Below are 14852 nucleotides of genomic sequence, written 5' to 3' on the forward strand. Positions count from 1 at the left end.
GAAGATCATCCTCGCCCTGGACACGGTGAAGAGCCTGGCCGACGAGGAGATGAAGGTCGTCGTCGACCCCCAGAAGGGCATGACGAGGATCACCAAGCTGATGGACCCGGCCGAGGCGACCGGCGAGTACATCGGTGTCACCCTCATCGAGGGCGACGCCGCTCCGGAACTCGCCGACGCGCTGAAGGCCGTCTGGGAGACCGACCCGCAGCAGTTCTACGAGCACGGCTACCAGGAGCTCGTCAACCGCGGCTTCCGCATCGACGTGGCGCCGATCGGCGACGTCAGCTGGGTCGAGATCGACAACCACGACGACCTCGCCCGCGGACGGGTGATCGCGTGCCAGTACTGACCCGGCTCATCCCCTCGCCGGTCGTCGTCGACATCCGCCCGGGTGCCCTGGACGACCTGGCCTGCGTCCTCGCCGACGAGCGCATCTCGCCGTCCGGCCGGCTCGCCGTCGCCGTCAGCGGCGGCTCCGGGGCGCGGCTGCGCGAGCGCCTCGCCCCCTCGCTGCCCGGCGCGACCTGGTACGAGGTCGGCGGCGGCACCATCGACGACGCGGTCCGGCTGGCGAGCGACATGCAGGGCGGGCACTACGACGCCGTCGTCGGCCTGGGCGGCGGCAAGATCATCGACTGCGCCAAGTTCGCGGCGGCCCGGGTCGGCCTGCCGCTGGTCGCCGTCGCCACCAACCTCGCCCACGACGGCCTGTGCTCGCCGGTCGCCACGCTGGACAACGACGCGGGCCGCGGCTCGTACGGCGTGCCCAACCCGATCGCGGTGGTCATCGACCTCAACGTGATCCGCGAGGCCCCCGTCCGGTTCGTGCGCTCCGGCATCGGCGACGCCATCTCCAACATCTCCGCGGTCGCGGACTGGGAGCTGGCCAACCGCGTCAACGGCGAGAAGGTCGACGGCCTCGCCGCCGCCATGGCCCGGCAGGCCGGCGAGGCGGTGCTGCGGCACCCGGGCGGGATCGGCGACGACGACTTCCTCCAGGTGCTGGCCGAGGCGCTGGTCCTCACCGGTATCTCCATGTCCGTGTCGGGCGACTCCCGCCCGTCCTCCGGCGCCTGCCACGAGATCAACCACGCCTTCGACCTGCTCTACCCCAAGCGCGCCGCCGCCCACGGCGAACAGTGCGGCCTCGGAGCCGCCTTCGCGATGTACCTGCGCGGCGCCCACGAGGAGTCGGCGTACATGACCGAGGTGCTGCGCCGGCACGGGCTTCCGGTGCTGCCGGAGGAGATCGGTTTCACGGTGGACGAGTTCGTCCGCGCGGTGGAGTTCGCCCCCGAGACCCGGCCCGGCCGCTACACGATCCTCGAACACCTCGACCTCAAGACGAACCAGATCAAGGACATCTACGCCGACTATGTCAAGGCCATCGGTAGCTGAACTCCGTCCGGTCGTCCACCCCGCGGGGGTGAAGGACCGGCGCAGCGGTGAGCACTGGGCGGGACGCCTCTATATGCGCGAGGTGTCCCTGCGCGTCGACCGCTACCTGGTGAACACCAGGGTCACGCCCAACCAGCTCACGTACCTGATGACCGTCTGCGGTGTGCTCGCGGCCCCGGCCCTGCTGGTGCCGGGGATCGCGGGTGCCGTGCTCGGCGTGGTCGCCACCCAGCTCTACCTGCTGCTGGACTGCGTCGACGGCGAGATCGCCCGCTGGAGGCAGCAGTACTCGCTCGGCGGGGTCTACCTGGACCGCGTCGGCGCCTACCTCACCGACGCGGCCGTCCTGGTCGGCCTCGGCCTGCGCGCCGCCGACCTGTGGGGCAGCGGCCGGATCGACTGGCTGTGGGCCTTCCTCGGCACCCTCGCCGCGCTCGGCGCCATCCTGATCAAGGCCGAGACCGACCTGGTCGGCGTGGCCCGGCACCAGACCGGCAAGCCGCCGGTCAAGGAGGCGGCCTCCGAACCGCGCTCCTCCGGCATGGCGCTGGCCCGCCGGGCCGCCTCGGCGCTGAAGTTCCACCGGCTCATCCTCGGCATCGAGGCCTCGCTGCTCATCGTCGTCCTCGCGATCCTGGACCAGGTCCGCGGCGACCTGTTCTTCACCCGCCTCGGCACGGCCGTCCTCGCCGGCATCGCCCTGCTCCAGACGCTGCTGCACCTGGTGTCCATCCTCGCCTCCAGCAGGCTGAAGTGAGCGCGCCCATGAAGGTGGGTGCCGTCATCATCACCATGGGCAACCGGCCCGAGGAGCTGCGGGCCCTGCTCGACTCCGTCGCCAAGCAGGACGGCGACCCGGTCCGGGTGGTCGTCGTCGGCAACGGCTCGCCCGTCCCGGACGTGCCCGAGGGCGTGCGGACCGTCGAGCTGCCCGAGAACCTGGGCATCCCCGGCGGGCGCAACGTCGGCATAGAGGCCTTCGGGCCCGGCGGTCGCGATGTCGACGTACTGCTCTTCCTCGACGACGACGGCCTGCTCGCCCGCCACGACACCGCCGAGCTGTGCCGCGAGGCCTTCGCGGCCGACCCGGAGCTGGGCATCATCAGCTTCCGCATCGCCGACCCCGACACCGGCGAGACCCAGCGCCGGCACGTGCCCCGGCTGCGCGCCTCCGACCCGATGCGCTCCTCCCGGGTCACCACCTTCCTCGGTGGCGCCAACGCCGTCCGCACCCGCGTCTTCGCGGAGGTCGGCGGGCTCCCGGACGCGTTCTTCTACGCGCACGAGGAAACCGACCTGGCCTGGCGGGCCCTCGACGCGGGCTGGATGATCGACTACCGGTCCGACATGGTGCTGTACCACCCGACGACCGCGCCCTCGCGGCACGCGGTCTACCACCGCATGGTCGCCCGCAACCGCGTCTGGCTCGCCCGCCGCAACCTCCCCGCCCTCCTGGTCCCGGTCTACCTGGGCGTCTGGCTGCTGCTCACGCTGCTCCGCCGCCCCTCGCGGCCGGCCCTGAAGGCATGGTTCGGCGGCTTCCGGGAAGGCTGGACCACGCCCTGCGGTCCCCGCCGCCCGATGCGCTGGCGTACGGTGTGGCGACTCACCCGACTGGGCCGTCCGCCGGTCATCTGACAAGCTCGTCCCTGGAGTGTCCGGGCGCCCGCGGACGGGCGCACGGGACGACGAACTCGAACGCGAATCCGAAGACGAAAGTATCCACCTGTGAGTGAGACCACGCACGACGGCACGGTCGCCGTGACCGCGGCCGCGCCGCCCGACGAGGGGCTGACGGCGGCCCAGCTCGCCGCCAAGTACGGGCTTGCCGTGAGCGGCGCCCGGCCCTCGCTCGTGGAGTACGTCCGTCAGCTCTGGGGGCGCCGCCACTTCATCCTCGCCTTCTCCCAGGCGAAGCTGACCGCGCAGTACAGCCAGGCCAAGCTCGGCCAGCTGTGGCAGGTGGCCACGCCGCTGCTGAACGCGGCCGTGTACTTCTTCATCTTCGGGCTGATCCTGCACGCCAGCCGCGGCATGTCCCAGGACGTGTACATCCCGTTCCTGGTCACCGGCGTGTTCGTGTTCACCTTCACGCAGAGTTCGGTGATGTCGGGCGTCCGCGCGATCTCCGGCAACCTCGGCCTGGTGCGCGCCCTGCACTTCCCGCGCGCCTCGCTGCCCGTCTCCTTCTCGCTCCAGCAGCTCCAGCAACTGCTGTTCTCGATGATCGTGCTGTTCCTCGTGGCGATCGGCTTCGGCAGCTACCCGGACATGTCCTGGCTGCTGATCGTGCCCGTCCTCGCCCTCCAGTTCCTCTTCAACACCGGGCTCGCGCTGATCATGGCCCGTGCGGGTGCCAAGACGCCGGACCTGGCCCAGCTCATGCCGTTCGTGATGCGGACGTGGATGTACGCCTCCGGCGTGATGTTCTCCATCCCGATCATGCTGGAGGACAAGCCGCAGTGGATCGCGACGGTCCTCCAGTGGAACCCGGCCGCCGTCTACATGGACCTGATGCGCTTTGCCCTGATCGACGGCTACGGTTCCGCGAACCTGCCCGACCATGTGTGGGCGGTGGCCGGCGGCTGGGCCGTGCTCTTCGCCGTGGGCGGGTTCGTGTACTTCTGGAAGGCGGAGGAGCGGTACGGCCGTGGCTGAGCAGAACACCCAGGATCGCCGTCCGACGGTCATCGCGGACGACCTGCACATCGTCTACCGGGTCAACGGCGCCAAGACCGGCAAGGGCAGCGCCACGGCGGCCCTGAGCCGGATCCTCAGACGCCGCTCCGACGACGCGGCGCGCGGGGTGCGCAAGGTGCACGCCGTGCGCGGCGTGTCCTTCGTCGCCTACCGGGGCGAGGCCATCGGCCTGATCGGCTCCAACGGCTCCGGCAAGTCGACGCTGCTGCGGGCCATCGCCGGCCTGCTGCCCGCGGAGAAGGGCAAGGTCTACACCGACGGCCAGCCGTCCCTGCTGGGTGTGAACGCGGCCCTGATGAACGACCTGACCGGTGAGCGGAACGTCATCCTGGGCGGGCTCGCCATGGGTATGTCCCGGGAGCAGATCAAGGAGCGCTACCAGGGCATCGTGGACTTCTCGGGGATCAACGAGAAGGGCGACTTCATCACCCTGCCGATGCGCACGTACTCCTCCGGCATGGCGGCGCGCCTGCGCTTCTCCATCGCCGCCGCCAAGGACCACGACGTCCTCATGATCGACGAGGCGCTGGCCACCGGCGACCGCAAGTTCCAGAAGCGCTCGGAGGAGCGCATCCGGGAACTGCGCAAGGAGGCCGGCACGGTGTTCCTGGTCAGCCACAACAACAAGTCCATCCGTGACACCTGCAACCGGGTGCTGTGGCTGGAGCGCGGTGAGCTGCGCATGGACGGGCCCACCGAAGAGGTCCTCAAGGAGTACGAGAAGTTCACGGGCAAGTGACCCGTTTTCGGCCAGGGCCCCGCCGGAATTCCTCCGGCGGGGCCCTTCCGTCTGCAAAGGAAGCGTCAACTCCGTCTGGCGTTAGGAATCTTGAAGGCAATCGGTGTGTTGTTGTGATGTGCAGGACACCCTGCCGCGCCACGCCGCGTTGTACAACGTAAGCTGTACCGGCGTCGGAAACCGGCAAGTGGGGCGATAATGCGCGCCCACCTGCGGTGGGCACGCCTGCGCGGAGTGGGGCGGCGTGTCCGAAATAGTGTGTATCGGATCGGCAGTGTAGAACGGGAGATGTGACGGCAATGGCTACGGAAACTCCCCTGCTCGGCGGAGCATGTGCCGTCCACGCCCCGGGCAGCGCCCGATGACGGCCACCGCCGAGGCGCCCGACCTGGAACGCGCCACCCTGGACAAGGCCGCGAGCGAGAACTTCCCGGTGGCCCCCTTCTTCCTGCCCCGGGCCTGGCGCGCCGACCTCATGGCGGTCTACGGGTTCGCCCGTCTGGTGGACGACATCGGCGACGGCGACCTCGCCCCCGGCGGCGCCGATGCCCGGCTGCTCGGCGTGTCGCCCGCCGAGGCCGCCGACCGCCTGGTCCTCCTCGACGCCTTCGAGGCCGACCTGCGCCGCGTCTTCGACGGCACCCCGCGCCACCCGCTGCTGCGCCGCCTGCGGCCCACCGTCCGCCGCCACGCCCTCACCCCCGAGCCGTTCCTCGGGCTGATCGCCGCCAACCGCCAGGACCAGCTCGTCACCCGGTACGAGACCTACGACGACCTCCTCGCCTACTGCGAACTCTCCGCCAACCCGGTCGGCCGCCTCGTGCTCGCCGTCACCGGCACCTCCACCCCCGAGCGGATCCGGCTGTCCGACGCGATCTGCACGGCGCTCCAGATCGTCGAGCACCTCCAGGACGTCGCCGAGGACCTCGGCCGCGACCGGATCTATCTCCCCGCCACGGACATGAAGCGCTTCCACGTCCAGGAAGCGGACCTCGCCGCGAAAACCACGGGCGCATCGGTGCGCGCCCTGGTTGCATACGAAGCACAACGCGCCCGCGATCTGCTGAATGAAGGCGCCCCCCTGGTGGGTAGCGTCCACGGCAGGCTCAAGCTGCTGCTCGCAGGGTTCGTGGCGGGAGGAAGGGCGGCGATCCGGGCGATCGCCGCCGCCGAATACGACGTACTTCCCGGCCCGCCCAGACCCGGCAAGGTCCAGTTGCTGCGCGAGGCGGGCCTGATCCTGCGAGGAGAGGGGTGATCCGGGCCGTGGATTCTCCGCCGCACATGTCCGCACCGGTACTCGCCGCCTACAGCTACTGCGAGGCCGTCACCGGGCAGCAGGCCCGTAACTTCGCCTACGGCATCCGGCTGCTGCCGACGGCCAAGCGCCGCGCCATGTCGGCGCTGTACGCGTTCTCCCGGCGCGTGGACGACATCGGCGACGGCGAGCTGGCCGGCGAGGTCAAGCTGGCGCGACTGGAGGACACCCGGGCGCTGCTCGCCCGGATCCGCGAGGGCGAGGTCGAGGAGGACGACACCGACCCGGTGGCCGTCGCCCTCAGCCACGCCGCGCGCGTCTTCCCGATCCCGCTCGGCGGCCTGGACGAGCTGATCGACGGCGTCCAGATGGACGTGCGCGGGGAGACCTACGAGACCTGGGACGACCTGAAGGTCTACTGCCGGTGTGTCGCCGGTGCCATCGGCCGCCTCTCGCTCGGCGTGTTCGGCACCGAACCGGCCGCGCGCGGAGCCGAACGCGCCGCCGAGTACGCCGACACGCTGGGCCTCGCCCTCCAGCTCACCAACATCCTGCGCGACGTCCGCGAGGACGCGGCCGGCGGCCGTACGTATCTGCCCGCCGACGACCTCGCCAAGTTCGGCTGCTCGGCCGGGTTCAACGGGCCGACCCCGCCGGAGGGCTCCGACTTCGCGGGCCTCGTGCACTTCGAAGTGCGGCGCGCCCGGGCCCTGTTCGCCGAGGGCTACCGGCTGCTGCCCATGCTCGACCGCCGCAGCGGCGCCTGTGTGGCCGCGATGGCCGGCATCTACCGCCGGCTGCTGGACCGCATCGAGCGCGACCCGGAGGCCGTGCTGCGCGGCCGGGTCTCGCTGCCCGGACACGAGAAGGCGTACGTCGCCGTGCGCGGCCTCTCGGGGCTCGACACCCGGCATGTGACCCGCCACGTCTCCCGGCGCTCCGTCCGGAGGCGCGCCTGATGCAGCGCACCGCACCAGAACCGGCCGAACCGGACGGCATGCGACAGTCAACCTTCCGCCGCGGCGTGGCGTCCCTGACTGCGACGGCCGGGCGTGCACCGTTCCACCACCGGGCGCACGCCCCGAAGGGGCGCGGGGCTGTCTCCGACATGCGGCTACCGCCGCGTGGGCACGACCAGTCACGACCGGCCGGACGGCTGACGGCCCGTCCCGGCCCTGCCCGCGGAGCGCTCGCGCACGCACGGAAGGACGCACGATGAGCGACGGCGCACTCCCCGCACCGGCGCGGTCCGGTGCTCCGGGCACGGCAGGCCGCAGCGCGGTCGTGGTCGGTGGCGGCCTCGCCGGGATCACCGCGGCGCTCGCCCTCGCCGACGCGGGCGTCCGGGTCACCCTGCTCGAAGGCAGGCCCCGGCTGGGCGGCCTCGCCTTCTCCTTCCAGCGCGGCGAACTGACCGTCGACAACGGCCAGCACGTGTACCTGCGCTGCTGCACCGCCTACCGCTGGTTCCTCGACCGGATCGAGGGCGCGGCGCTGGCACCGCTACAGGACCGCCTGGACGTGCCCGTCGTCGACGTCGCCAAGCCCTCGGGGCGCCGGCTCGGCAGACTGCGGCGCGACCCGCTGCCCGTCCCCCTCCACCTGGGGCGCAGCCTGGCCGCCTATCCGCACCTCTCGCTCGCCGAGCGCGCGGCCGTCGGGCGGGCCGCGCTCGCGCTGAAGGGGCTCGACCTCGCCGATCCGGCCCTGGACAGCCAGGACTTCGGCAGCTGGCTGGCCGCGCACGGTCAGTCGGCGCGCGCCGTCGAGGCCCTGTGGGACCTGGTCGGGGTCGCCACCCTCAACGCGGTCGCGGGCGACGCCTCGCTGGGGCTCGCCGCGATGGTGTTCAAGACCGGTCTGCTGTCCGACCCGGGCGCGGCCGACATCGGCTGGGCCCATGTCCCGTTGGGCGAACTGCACGACCGGCTGGCCCGCAAGGCGCTCGACTCCGCGGGCGTGCGTACCGAGGTCCGTACACGCGTCACCTCCGTCTCCCTCAACGAGAACGGGACGTGGAGCGTTCAGGTTCCCGGCGAGAACCTCGAAACCGACGCGGTCGTCCTCGCCGTACCCCAGCGCGAGGCCCACGACCTGCTGCCGCCCGGCGCCCTCGACGCGCCCGAGCGGCTGCTGGAGATCGGCACCGCGCCGATCCTCAACGTCCACGTGGTGTACGACCGCGAGGTGCTCGCCCGGCCCTTCTTCGCGGCCCTCGGCACGCCCGTGCAGTGGGTGTTCGACCGCACCCACGCCTCCGGGCTGCGCACGGGACAGTACCTGGCGCTGTCCCAGTCGGCCGCGCAGGACGAGATCGACACCCCGGTCGCCGAACTCCGCGAGCGCTACCTGCCCGAGCTGGAACGGCTGATCCCGGGTACGCGCGCGGCCGAGGTGCTGGACTTCTTCGTGACCCGGGAGCGCACGGCGACGTTCGCCCCCACCCCCGGCGTCGGGCGGCTGCGGCCCGGCGCCCGCACCAAGGCCCCCGGCCTGTACCTGGCCGGAGCGTGGACCGCCACCGGGTGGCCCGCGACCATGGAGAGTGCGGTCCGCAGTGGAGTGAGCGCGGCCGACGCCGCGCTCAGTGCCCTGGGCCGGCCCCGCCCCCGCCACCTCTTCGCATTCGAGGAGGCGGCCTGATGTCCCATCGGCAGGCGGCCGGCCCCCGCACCCCCGGTACCGCAACAAGAGGAGAGACTGTGCCCACTGTGCCCCCGGCCTCGACGCCCGCTCCACGGGCCGCGGTGGACGTGACCGCGCTGCTGGAGCGCGGCCGGACCCTGGCCACACCGGTGCTGCGCGCGGCCGTCGACCGCCTGGCCCCTCCCATGGACACCGTCGCCGCCTACCACTTCGGCTGGATCGACGCCGCCGGCAACCCCGCCGACGGCGACGGCGGCAAGGCCGTCCGCCCCGCGCTCGCCGTGCTCTCCGCCGAGGTCACCGGCGCCGCACCCGAGGCGGGCATCCCGGGCGCGGTCGCCGTCGAACTCGTGCACAACTTCTCGCTGCTGCACGACGACCTCATGGACGGCGACGAGCAGCGTCGGCACCGCGACACCGTCTGGAAGGTGCACGGCCCCGCCCAGGCCATCCTGGTCGGTGACGCCCTCTTCGCCCTCGCGGGCGAGGTCCTGCTGGAACTCGGCACGGTCGAGGCCGGCCGCGCCGCCCGCAGGCTGACCTCCGCCACCCGCGCCCTGATCGACGGTCAGGCCCAGGACATCTCCTACGAGCACCGCGACCGGGTCAGCGTCGAGGAGTGCCTGGAGATGGAGGGCAACAAGACCGGCGCCCTGCTCGCCTGCGCCTGCTCCATCGGCGCGGTCCTCGGCGGCGCGGACGACGCCACCGCCGACGCGCTGGAACGGTACGGCTACCACCTCGGCCTCGCCTTCCAGGCCGTGGACGACCTGCTCGGCATCTGGGGCGACCCGGAGGCCACCGGCAAGCAGGCCTGGAGCGACCTGCGCCAGCGCAAGAAGTCCCTGCCCGTGGTGGCCGCGCTCGCGGCCGGCGGCTCCGCCTCCGAGCAGCTCGGCGACATCCTCGCCGCCGACGCCAAGAGCAGCGACTTCGAGAACTTCTCCGAGGAGGAGTTCGCGGCCCGCGCCGCCCTCATCGAGGAGGCCGGCGGCCGTGAGTGGACGGCGGCGGAGGCGCGCCGCCAGCACACCATCGCCATCGAGGCCCTCGACGCCGTCGACATGCCCGACCGGGTGCGGGACTCCTTCACGGCGCTCGCGGACTTCGTCGTCGTACGGAAGAGATGATCACTATTGGCCTGATGAGCCTCGCGTAGTCGCCGGCCGGTGTCTCCCCACGGTTGAAGGACACCGGCCGACGGCGGACCCACAGCAGCACGACTCGCACGACTGCACGAAGGGGATGCCATGACAGCGACGACCGACGGAAGCACCGGGGCGACCTTGCCGTCCCGGGCTGCCGCGGCCAGCGACACCGCCCTCACCACCCCCGAGGCGGCCGGGGTACAAGAAGCCGCCGCGCACGCCGCACGACGCGCCACCGACTTCCTGCTCTCCCGGCAGGACTCCCAGGGCTGGTGGAAGGGCGACCTGGAGACCAACGTCACCATGGACGCCGAGGACCTGCTGCTCCGTCAGTTCCTGGGTATCCAGGACGAGGAGACCACGCAGGCCGCCGCGAAGTTCATCCGCGGCGAGCAGCGTGAGGACGGCACCTGGGCCACCTTCTACGGCGGCCCCGGCGAACTGTCCACCACCATCGAGGCGTACGTCGCCCTGCGCCTGGCCGGTGACGCGCCCGACGCCCCGCACATGGCGAAGGCGTCCGCCTGGATCCGCGAGCGCGGCGGCATCGCCGCCTCCCGCGTGTTCACCAGGATCTGGCTCGCCCTGTTCGGCTGGTGGAAGTGGGAGGACCTGCCCGAACTCCCCCCGGAGCTGATCTGGTTCCCCACCTGGATGCCGCTCAACATCTACGACTTCGGGTGCTGGGCCCGGCAGACCATCGTTCCGCTCACCATCGTCTCGGCCAAGCGACCGGTGCGCCCCGCGCCCTTCCCGCTGGACGAACTGCACACCGACCCGGCCCGGCCCAACCCGCCGCGGCCTCTGGCCCCGCTGGCCAGTTGGGACGGCGCCTTCCAGCGCATCGACAAGGCGCTGCACCAGTTCCGCAAGGTCGCCCCGCGCAGGCTGCGCAAGGCCGCGGTGAACGCGGCGGCCCGCTGGATCATCGAGCGCCAGGAGAACGACGGCTGCTGGGGCGGCATCCAGCCCCCGGCCGTGTACTCGATCATCGCCCTGCATCTGCTCGGCTACGACCTCCAGCACCCGGTGATGCGTGAGGGCCTCGCCTCGCTCGACCGTTTCGCCGTCTGGCGCGAGGACGGCGCCCGGATGATCGAGGCATGCCAGTCCCCGGTCTGGGACACCTGCCTGGCCACGATCGCCCTCGTGGACGCCGGTCTGCCCGTCGACCACCCCCAACTGGTCAAGGCGGCCGACTGGATGCTCGGCGAGGAGATCGTCCGGCCCGGCGACTGGGCCGTGAAGCGACCCGGACTGCCGCCGGGCGGCTGGGCGTTCGAGTTCCACAACGACAACTACCCGGACATCGACGACACCGCCGAGGTCGCCCTCGCGCTGCGCCGGGTCCGGCACCACGACCCGGAGCGCGTCGACAAGGCGATCGGCCGGGCGGTGCGCTGGAACCTCGGCATGCAGTCGAAGAACGGCGCCTGGGGCGCCTTCGACGTCGACAACACCAGCCCGTTCCCCAACCGGCTGCCGTTCTGCGACTTCGGCGAGGTCATCGACCCGCCGTCCGCGGACGTCACCGCGCACGTCGTGGAGATGCTCGCCGCCGAGGGACTCGCCCGCGACCCGCGCACCCGGCGCGGCATCGACTGGCTGCTCGCCGAACAGGAGCCGAACGGCTCGTGGTTCGGCCGCTGGGGCGTCAACTACGTCTACGGCACCGGCTCGGTGGTGCCCGCGCTGACCGCGGCCGGACTGCCCGGCTCGCACCCGGCGATCCGGCGGGCCGTGACCTGGCTGGAGAGCGTCCAGAACGACGACGGCGGCTGGGGCGAGGACCTGCGCTCCTACAAGTACGTCAAGGAGTGGAGCGGCCGGGGCGCCTCCACCGCCTCGCAGACCGCGTGGGCGCTGATGGCGCTGCTCGCGGCGGGGGAGAAGGACTCCGAGGCCGTCGAGCGCGGCATCCAGTGGCTGGCCCGGACCCAGCGCGAGGACGGCACCTGGGACGAGCCGTACTTCACCGGCACCGGCTTCCCCTGGGACTTCTCCATCAACTACCACCTGTACCGGCAGGTCTTCCCGCTCACCGCGCTCGGCCGCTACCTGCACGGCGACCCCTTCGAGCGCAATCTGCTCGCCAAGGCCGGGACGGCCGCGTCACGGGCGACGGGGAGCTGACTTGAGCGACCAGCCCGCCCCGGCCCCGCTGCTGATCGCCTGCGCGCTCGGCATCGAGCACCTCGCCCTGCGCACCGGCGACAGGAGCGGGGCGGACGGGCCGTACACCGTCGTCCGTACGGGCATGGGCCCGAAGGCGGCGGAACGCTCCGTCGGCCGGCACCTCGCCGGTCCGGCGGCGGCCGGCACCGCCGTGCTGGCCACCGGTTTCTGTGCCGGGCTCGCCCCCGGCATGCACCCCGGCGACCTGGTCGTCGCCGAGGAGACCCGGGACCCGCGCGGGACCGTCCCGTGCGTGGGCACCGACCTGCTGGTCGAGGAACTCGTGCGCCTGCTGCCCGGACGCACGGTCCACACCGGCCCGCTCACCGGCTCCGACCACGTCGTGCGGGGGGCCGAGCGGTACGATCTGCTCGCCACCGGCGCGATCGCGGTCGACATGGAGTCGGCGGCCACGCTCCGCACGGCCGTCCGCACGGGCGAGCGCCCGGTCGCGGCCGTCCGGGTGGTCGTGGACGCCCCGGAACACGAACTCGTCCGGATCGGCACGGTGCGCGGCGGAATATCAGCCTTCCGCGTTCTTCGTTCCATCCTTCCCTCATTTTTTGAATGGCACCGTTCTTCGCTGCTCCCTCGGAGGTGAGCCAGATGGCCATGCCGTTGCGCCAGTCCATCAAGGTCGCGACATACCTGGCTGAACAGAAGCTCCGCAAGCGGGACAAGTTCCCGCTCATCGTCGAGCTGGAACCGCTGTTCGCCTGCAATCTGAAGTGCGAGGGCTGCGGCAAGATCCAGCACCCGGCCGGTGTGCTCAAGCAGCGCATGCCGGTCGCCCAGGCCGTGGGCGCGGTGCTGGAGTCCGGTGCGCCGATGGTGTCCATCGCCGGTGGCGAGCCGTTGATGCACCCTCAGATCGACGAGATCGTGCGGCAGTTGGTGGCGAAGCGGAAATACGTCTTCCTGTGCACCAACGCGATGCTGCTGCGCAAGAAGATGGACAAGTTCACGCCGTCGCCCTACTTCGCCTTCGCCGTGCACATCGACGGGCTGCGGGAGCGGCACGACGAGTCCGTCGCCAAGGAAGGCGTCTTCGACGAGGCGGTGGAGGCCATCAAGGAGGCCAAGCGGCGCGGCTTCCGGGTGACCACCAACTCCACCTTCTTCAACACCGACACCCCGCAGACCATCATCGAGGTGCTCAACTTCCTCAACGACGACCTCAAGGTCGACGAGATGATGATCTCGCCCGCCTATGCCTACGAGAAGGCCCCCGACCAGGACCACTTCCTCGGGGTCGAGCAGACCCGCGAGCTGTTCAGGAAGGCCTTCGCGGGCGGCAACCGCAAGAAGTGGCGGCTCAACCACTCCCCGCTCTTCCTGGACTTCCTGGAGGGCAAGGTCGACTTCCCGTGCACCGCGTGGGCGATCCCGAACTACTCGCTCTTCGGGTGGCAGCGCCCCTGCTACCTGATGAGCGACGGGTACGTGCCGACGTACCGCGAACTCATCGAGAAGACCGACTGGGACAAGTACGGCCGCGGCAAGGACCCGCGCTGCGACAACTGCATGGCGCACTGCGGCTACGAGCCGACCGCCGTCCTCGCCACCATGGGCTCCCTGAAGGAGTCCCTGCGGGCGATGCGCGAGACCGTCTCCGGAAACCGGGAGTGACACGATGACCGCCGTTCCCTTGGGCGTTCCCGGGGTACCGGCCCGTCCGGTCGCGCCGCGGCGGCAGTCGCGGCAGATCCACGTCGGGCCGGTGGCGGTCGGGGGCGGAGCCCCGGTGTCGGTGCAGTCCATGACGACGACCCGCACGTCGGACATCGGCGCCACCTTGCAGCAGATAGCGGAACTCACCGCGTCCGGCTGCCAGATCGTCCGCGTCGCCTGCCCCACGCAGGACGACGCGGACGCCCTCGCGACCATCGCCGAGAAGTCGCGGATCCCGGTGATCGCGGACATCCACTTCCAGCCGAAGTACGTGTTCGCCGCCATCGAGGCCGGCTGTGCGGCGGTGCGCGTGAACCCGGGCAACATCAAGAAGTTCGACGACCAGGTCAAGGAGATCGCGCGGGCCGCCAAGGACCACGGCACGCCGATCCGCATCGGCGTCAACGCCGGTTCGCTGGACAAGCGCCTGCTCCAGAAGTACGGCAGGGCGACCCCCGAGGCCCTGGTCGAGTCGGCCCTGTGGGAGGCGTCCCTCTTCGAGGAGCACGACTTCCGCGACATCAAGATCTCCGTCAAGCACAACGACCCGGTCGTGATGATCGAGGCCTACCGGCAGCTCGCCGAACAGTGCGACTACCCCCTCCACCTGGGCGTCACGGAGGCCGGTCCCGCCTTCCAGGGCACGATCAAGTCGGCGGTGGCCTTCGGGGCGTTGCTGTCCCGGGGCATCGGGGACACCATCCGGGTGTCGCTGAGCGCGCCGCCCGCCGAGGAGGTCAAGGTCGGCATCCAGATCCTTCAGTCGCTGGGGCTGCGGCAGCGGCGCCTGGAGATCGTCTCCTGTCCGTCCTGCGGCCGGGCCCAGGTGGACGTGTACAAGCTCGCCGAGGAGGTCACCGCGGGGCTGGACGGCATGGAAGTCCCGCTCAGGGTCGCGGTGATGGGGTGTGTGGTCAACGGTCCGGGCGAGGCCCGCGAGGCCGACCTCGGAGTTGCCTCGGGCAACGGAAAGGGCCAGATCTTCGTCAAGGGCGAGGTCGTCAAGACCGTGCCCGAGTCCAGGATCGTGGAGACCCTCATCGAGGAGGCCATGAAGCTCGCCGAGCGGACGAGCCCCGCAGACAGTTGAGTTGAGGCAAGGCACGGACCGAGA

The 14852-nt window shown here is 71.3% G+C and carries 14 protein-coding genes and 1 pseudogene; all 15 read left to right on the forward strand.

Features of this window, described 5'->3' with window-relative positions; genetic code table 11:
* Positions 1 to 352, forward strand: a pseudogene (locus IE294_RS24330) (phosphocholine cytidylyltransferase family protein); the annotation flags it as partial.
* On the forward strand, positions 340 to 1401 hold the full coding sequence (locus IE294_RS24335; RefSeq protein ID WP_189815730.1) for an iron-containing alcohol dehydrogenase family protein: 1062 nt from the start codon (positions 340 to 342) through the stop codon (positions 1399 to 1401). The pseudogene IE294_RS24330 and the gene IE294_RS24335, both read left to right, overlap by 13 nt.
* A complete protein-coding gene (locus IE294_RS24340; protein ID WP_189889468.1) occupies positions 1379 to 2158 on the forward strand; it encodes a CDP-alcohol phosphatidyltransferase family protein in 780 nt (259 codons plus the stop codon). The genes IE294_RS24335 and IE294_RS24340 overlap by 23 nt, the downstream gene beginning before the upstream one ends.
* 8 nt (positions 2159 to 2166) lie before the next feature.
* A complete protein-coding gene (locus tag IE294_RS24345; RefSeq protein WP_189889470.1) occupies positions 2167 to 3039 on the forward strand; it encodes a glycosyltransferase family 2 protein in 873 nt (290 codons plus the stop codon).
* 90 nt (positions 3040 to 3129) lie between these two features.
* Complete coding sequence (locus IE294_RS24350) at positions 3130 to 4059, forward strand: ABC transporter permease (RefSeq protein ID WP_189889472.1); 930 nt, start codon at positions 3130 to 3132, stop codon at positions 4057 to 4059.
* Positions 4052 to 4840 carry an ABC transporter ATP-binding protein gene (locus IE294_RS24355; RefSeq protein ID WP_189815727.1) on the forward strand — a complete coding sequence of 263 codons (789 nt, stop codon included), beginning with the start codon at positions 4052 to 4054 and terminating at the stop codon, positions 4838 to 4840. The genes IE294_RS24350 and IE294_RS24355 overlap by 8 nt, the downstream gene beginning before the upstream one ends.
* A gap of 361 nt (positions 4841 to 5201) precedes the next feature.
* On the forward strand, positions 5202 to 6098 hold the full coding sequence (gene hpnC / locus IE294_RS24360; RefSeq protein WP_189889474.1) for a squalene synthase HpnC: 897 nt from the start codon (positions 5202 to 5204) through the stop codon (positions 6096 to 6098).
* Positions 6095 to 7057: a presqualene diphosphate synthase HpnD gene (hpnD, locus tag IE294_RS24365; protein ID WP_189889476.1), complete on the forward strand. Its 963-nt coding sequence runs from the start codon at positions 6095 to 6097 to the stop codon at positions 7055 to 7057. The genes hpnC and hpnD overlap by 4 nt, the downstream gene beginning before the upstream one ends.
* 38 nt (positions 7058 to 7095) lie before the next feature.
* On the forward strand, positions 7096 to 7317 hold the full coding sequence (locus tag IE294_RS49750) for a DUF6380 family protein (protein ID WP_359834795.1): 222 nt from the start codon (positions 7096 to 7098) through the stop codon (positions 7315 to 7317).
* Positions 7314 to 8741 carry a hydroxysqualene dehydroxylase HpnE gene (hpnE, locus tag IE294_RS24370; protein ID WP_189889478.1) on the forward strand — a complete coding sequence of 476 codons (1428 nt, stop codon included), beginning with the start codon at positions 7314 to 7316 and terminating at the stop codon, positions 8739 to 8741. Before IE294_RS49750 ends, hpnE begins: the two co-directional genes overlap by 4 nt.
* The gene (locus IE294_RS24375) at positions 8741 to 9874 is read left to right on the forward strand and encodes a polyprenyl synthetase family protein (RefSeq protein WP_189889480.1); all 1134 of its coding nucleotides are present in this window, start codon (positions 8741 to 8743) and stop codon (positions 9872 to 9874) included. Before hpnE ends, IE294_RS24375 begins: the two co-directional genes overlap by 1 nt.
* A 120-nt stretch (positions 9875 to 9994) precedes the next feature.
* The gene (shc, locus tag IE294_RS24380; RefSeq protein ID WP_189889482.1) at positions 9995 to 12025 is read left to right on the forward strand and encodes a squalene--hopene cyclase; all 2031 of its coding nucleotides are present in this window, start codon (positions 9995 to 9997) and stop codon (positions 12023 to 12025) included.
* 1 nt (position 12026) lies between these two features.
* Positions 12027 to 12668, forward strand: a complete 642-nt coding sequence (locus IE294_RS24385; RefSeq protein ID WP_189889484.1) for a phosphorylase family protein — start codon at positions 12027 to 12029, stop codon at positions 12666 to 12668.
* A gap of 5 nt (positions 12669 to 12673) precedes the next feature.
* Complete coding sequence (hpnH, locus tag IE294_RS24390; RefSeq protein ID WP_014676208.1) at positions 12674 to 13696, forward strand: adenosyl-hopene transferase HpnH; 1023 nt, start codon at positions 12674 to 12676, stop codon at positions 13694 to 13696.
* A 4-nt stretch (positions 13697 to 13700) separates the two neighbouring features.
* Positions 13701 to 14828: a flavodoxin-dependent (E)-4-hydroxy-3-methylbut-2-enyl-diphosphate synthase gene (ispG, locus tag IE294_RS24395; protein ID WP_189889486.1), complete on the forward strand. Its 1128-nt coding sequence runs from the start codon at positions 13701 to 13703 to the stop codon at positions 14826 to 14828.
* Positions 14829 to 14852 lie beyond the last annotated feature (24 nt).

It is taken from the genome of Streptomyces canarius (assembly GCF_014650735.1).
Taxonomy (GTDB): domain Bacteria; phylum Actinomycetota; class Actinomycetes; order Streptomycetales; family Streptomycetaceae; genus Streptomyces; species Streptomyces olivaceoviridis.

Excerpts from the sequence above, each read along its gene's own strand:
- hpnE (WP_189889478.1), top strand. The coding sequence starts at position 7,314 with ATGAGCGACGGCGCACTCCCCGCACCGGCGCGGTCCGGTGCTCCGGGC.
- IE294_RS49750 (WP_359834795.1), top strand. The coding sequence starts at position 7,096 with ATGCGACAGTCAACCTTCCGCCGCGGCGTGGCGTCCCTGACTGCGACG.
- IE294_RS24375 (WP_189889480.1), top strand. The coding sequence starts at position 8,741 with ATGTCCCATCGGCAGGCGGCCGGCCCCCGCACCCCCGGTACCGCAACA.
- shc (WP_189889482.1), top strand. The coding sequence starts at position 9,995 with ATGACAGCGACGACCGACGGAAGCACCGGGGCGACCTTGCCGTCCCGG.
- hpnC (WP_189889474.1), top strand. The coding sequence starts at position 5,202 with ATGACGGCCACCGCCGAGGCGCCCGACCTGGAACGCGCCACCCTGGAC.
- ispG (WP_189889486.1), top strand. The coding sequence starts at position 13,701 with ATGACCGCCGTTCCCTTGGGCGTTCCCGGGGTACCGGCCCGTCCGGTC.
- IE294_RS24345 (WP_189889470.1), top strand. The coding sequence starts at position 2,167 with ATGAAGGTGGGTGCCGTCATCATCACCATGGGCAACCGGCCCGAGGAG.
- IE294_RS24340 (WP_189889468.1), top strand. The coding sequence starts at position 1,379 with ATGTCAAGGCCATCGGTAGCTGAACTCCGTCCGGTCGTCCACCCCGCG.
- hpnH (WP_014676208.1), top strand. The coding sequence starts at position 12,674 with ATGGCCATGCCGTTGCGCCAGTCCATCAAGGTCGCGACATACCTGGCT.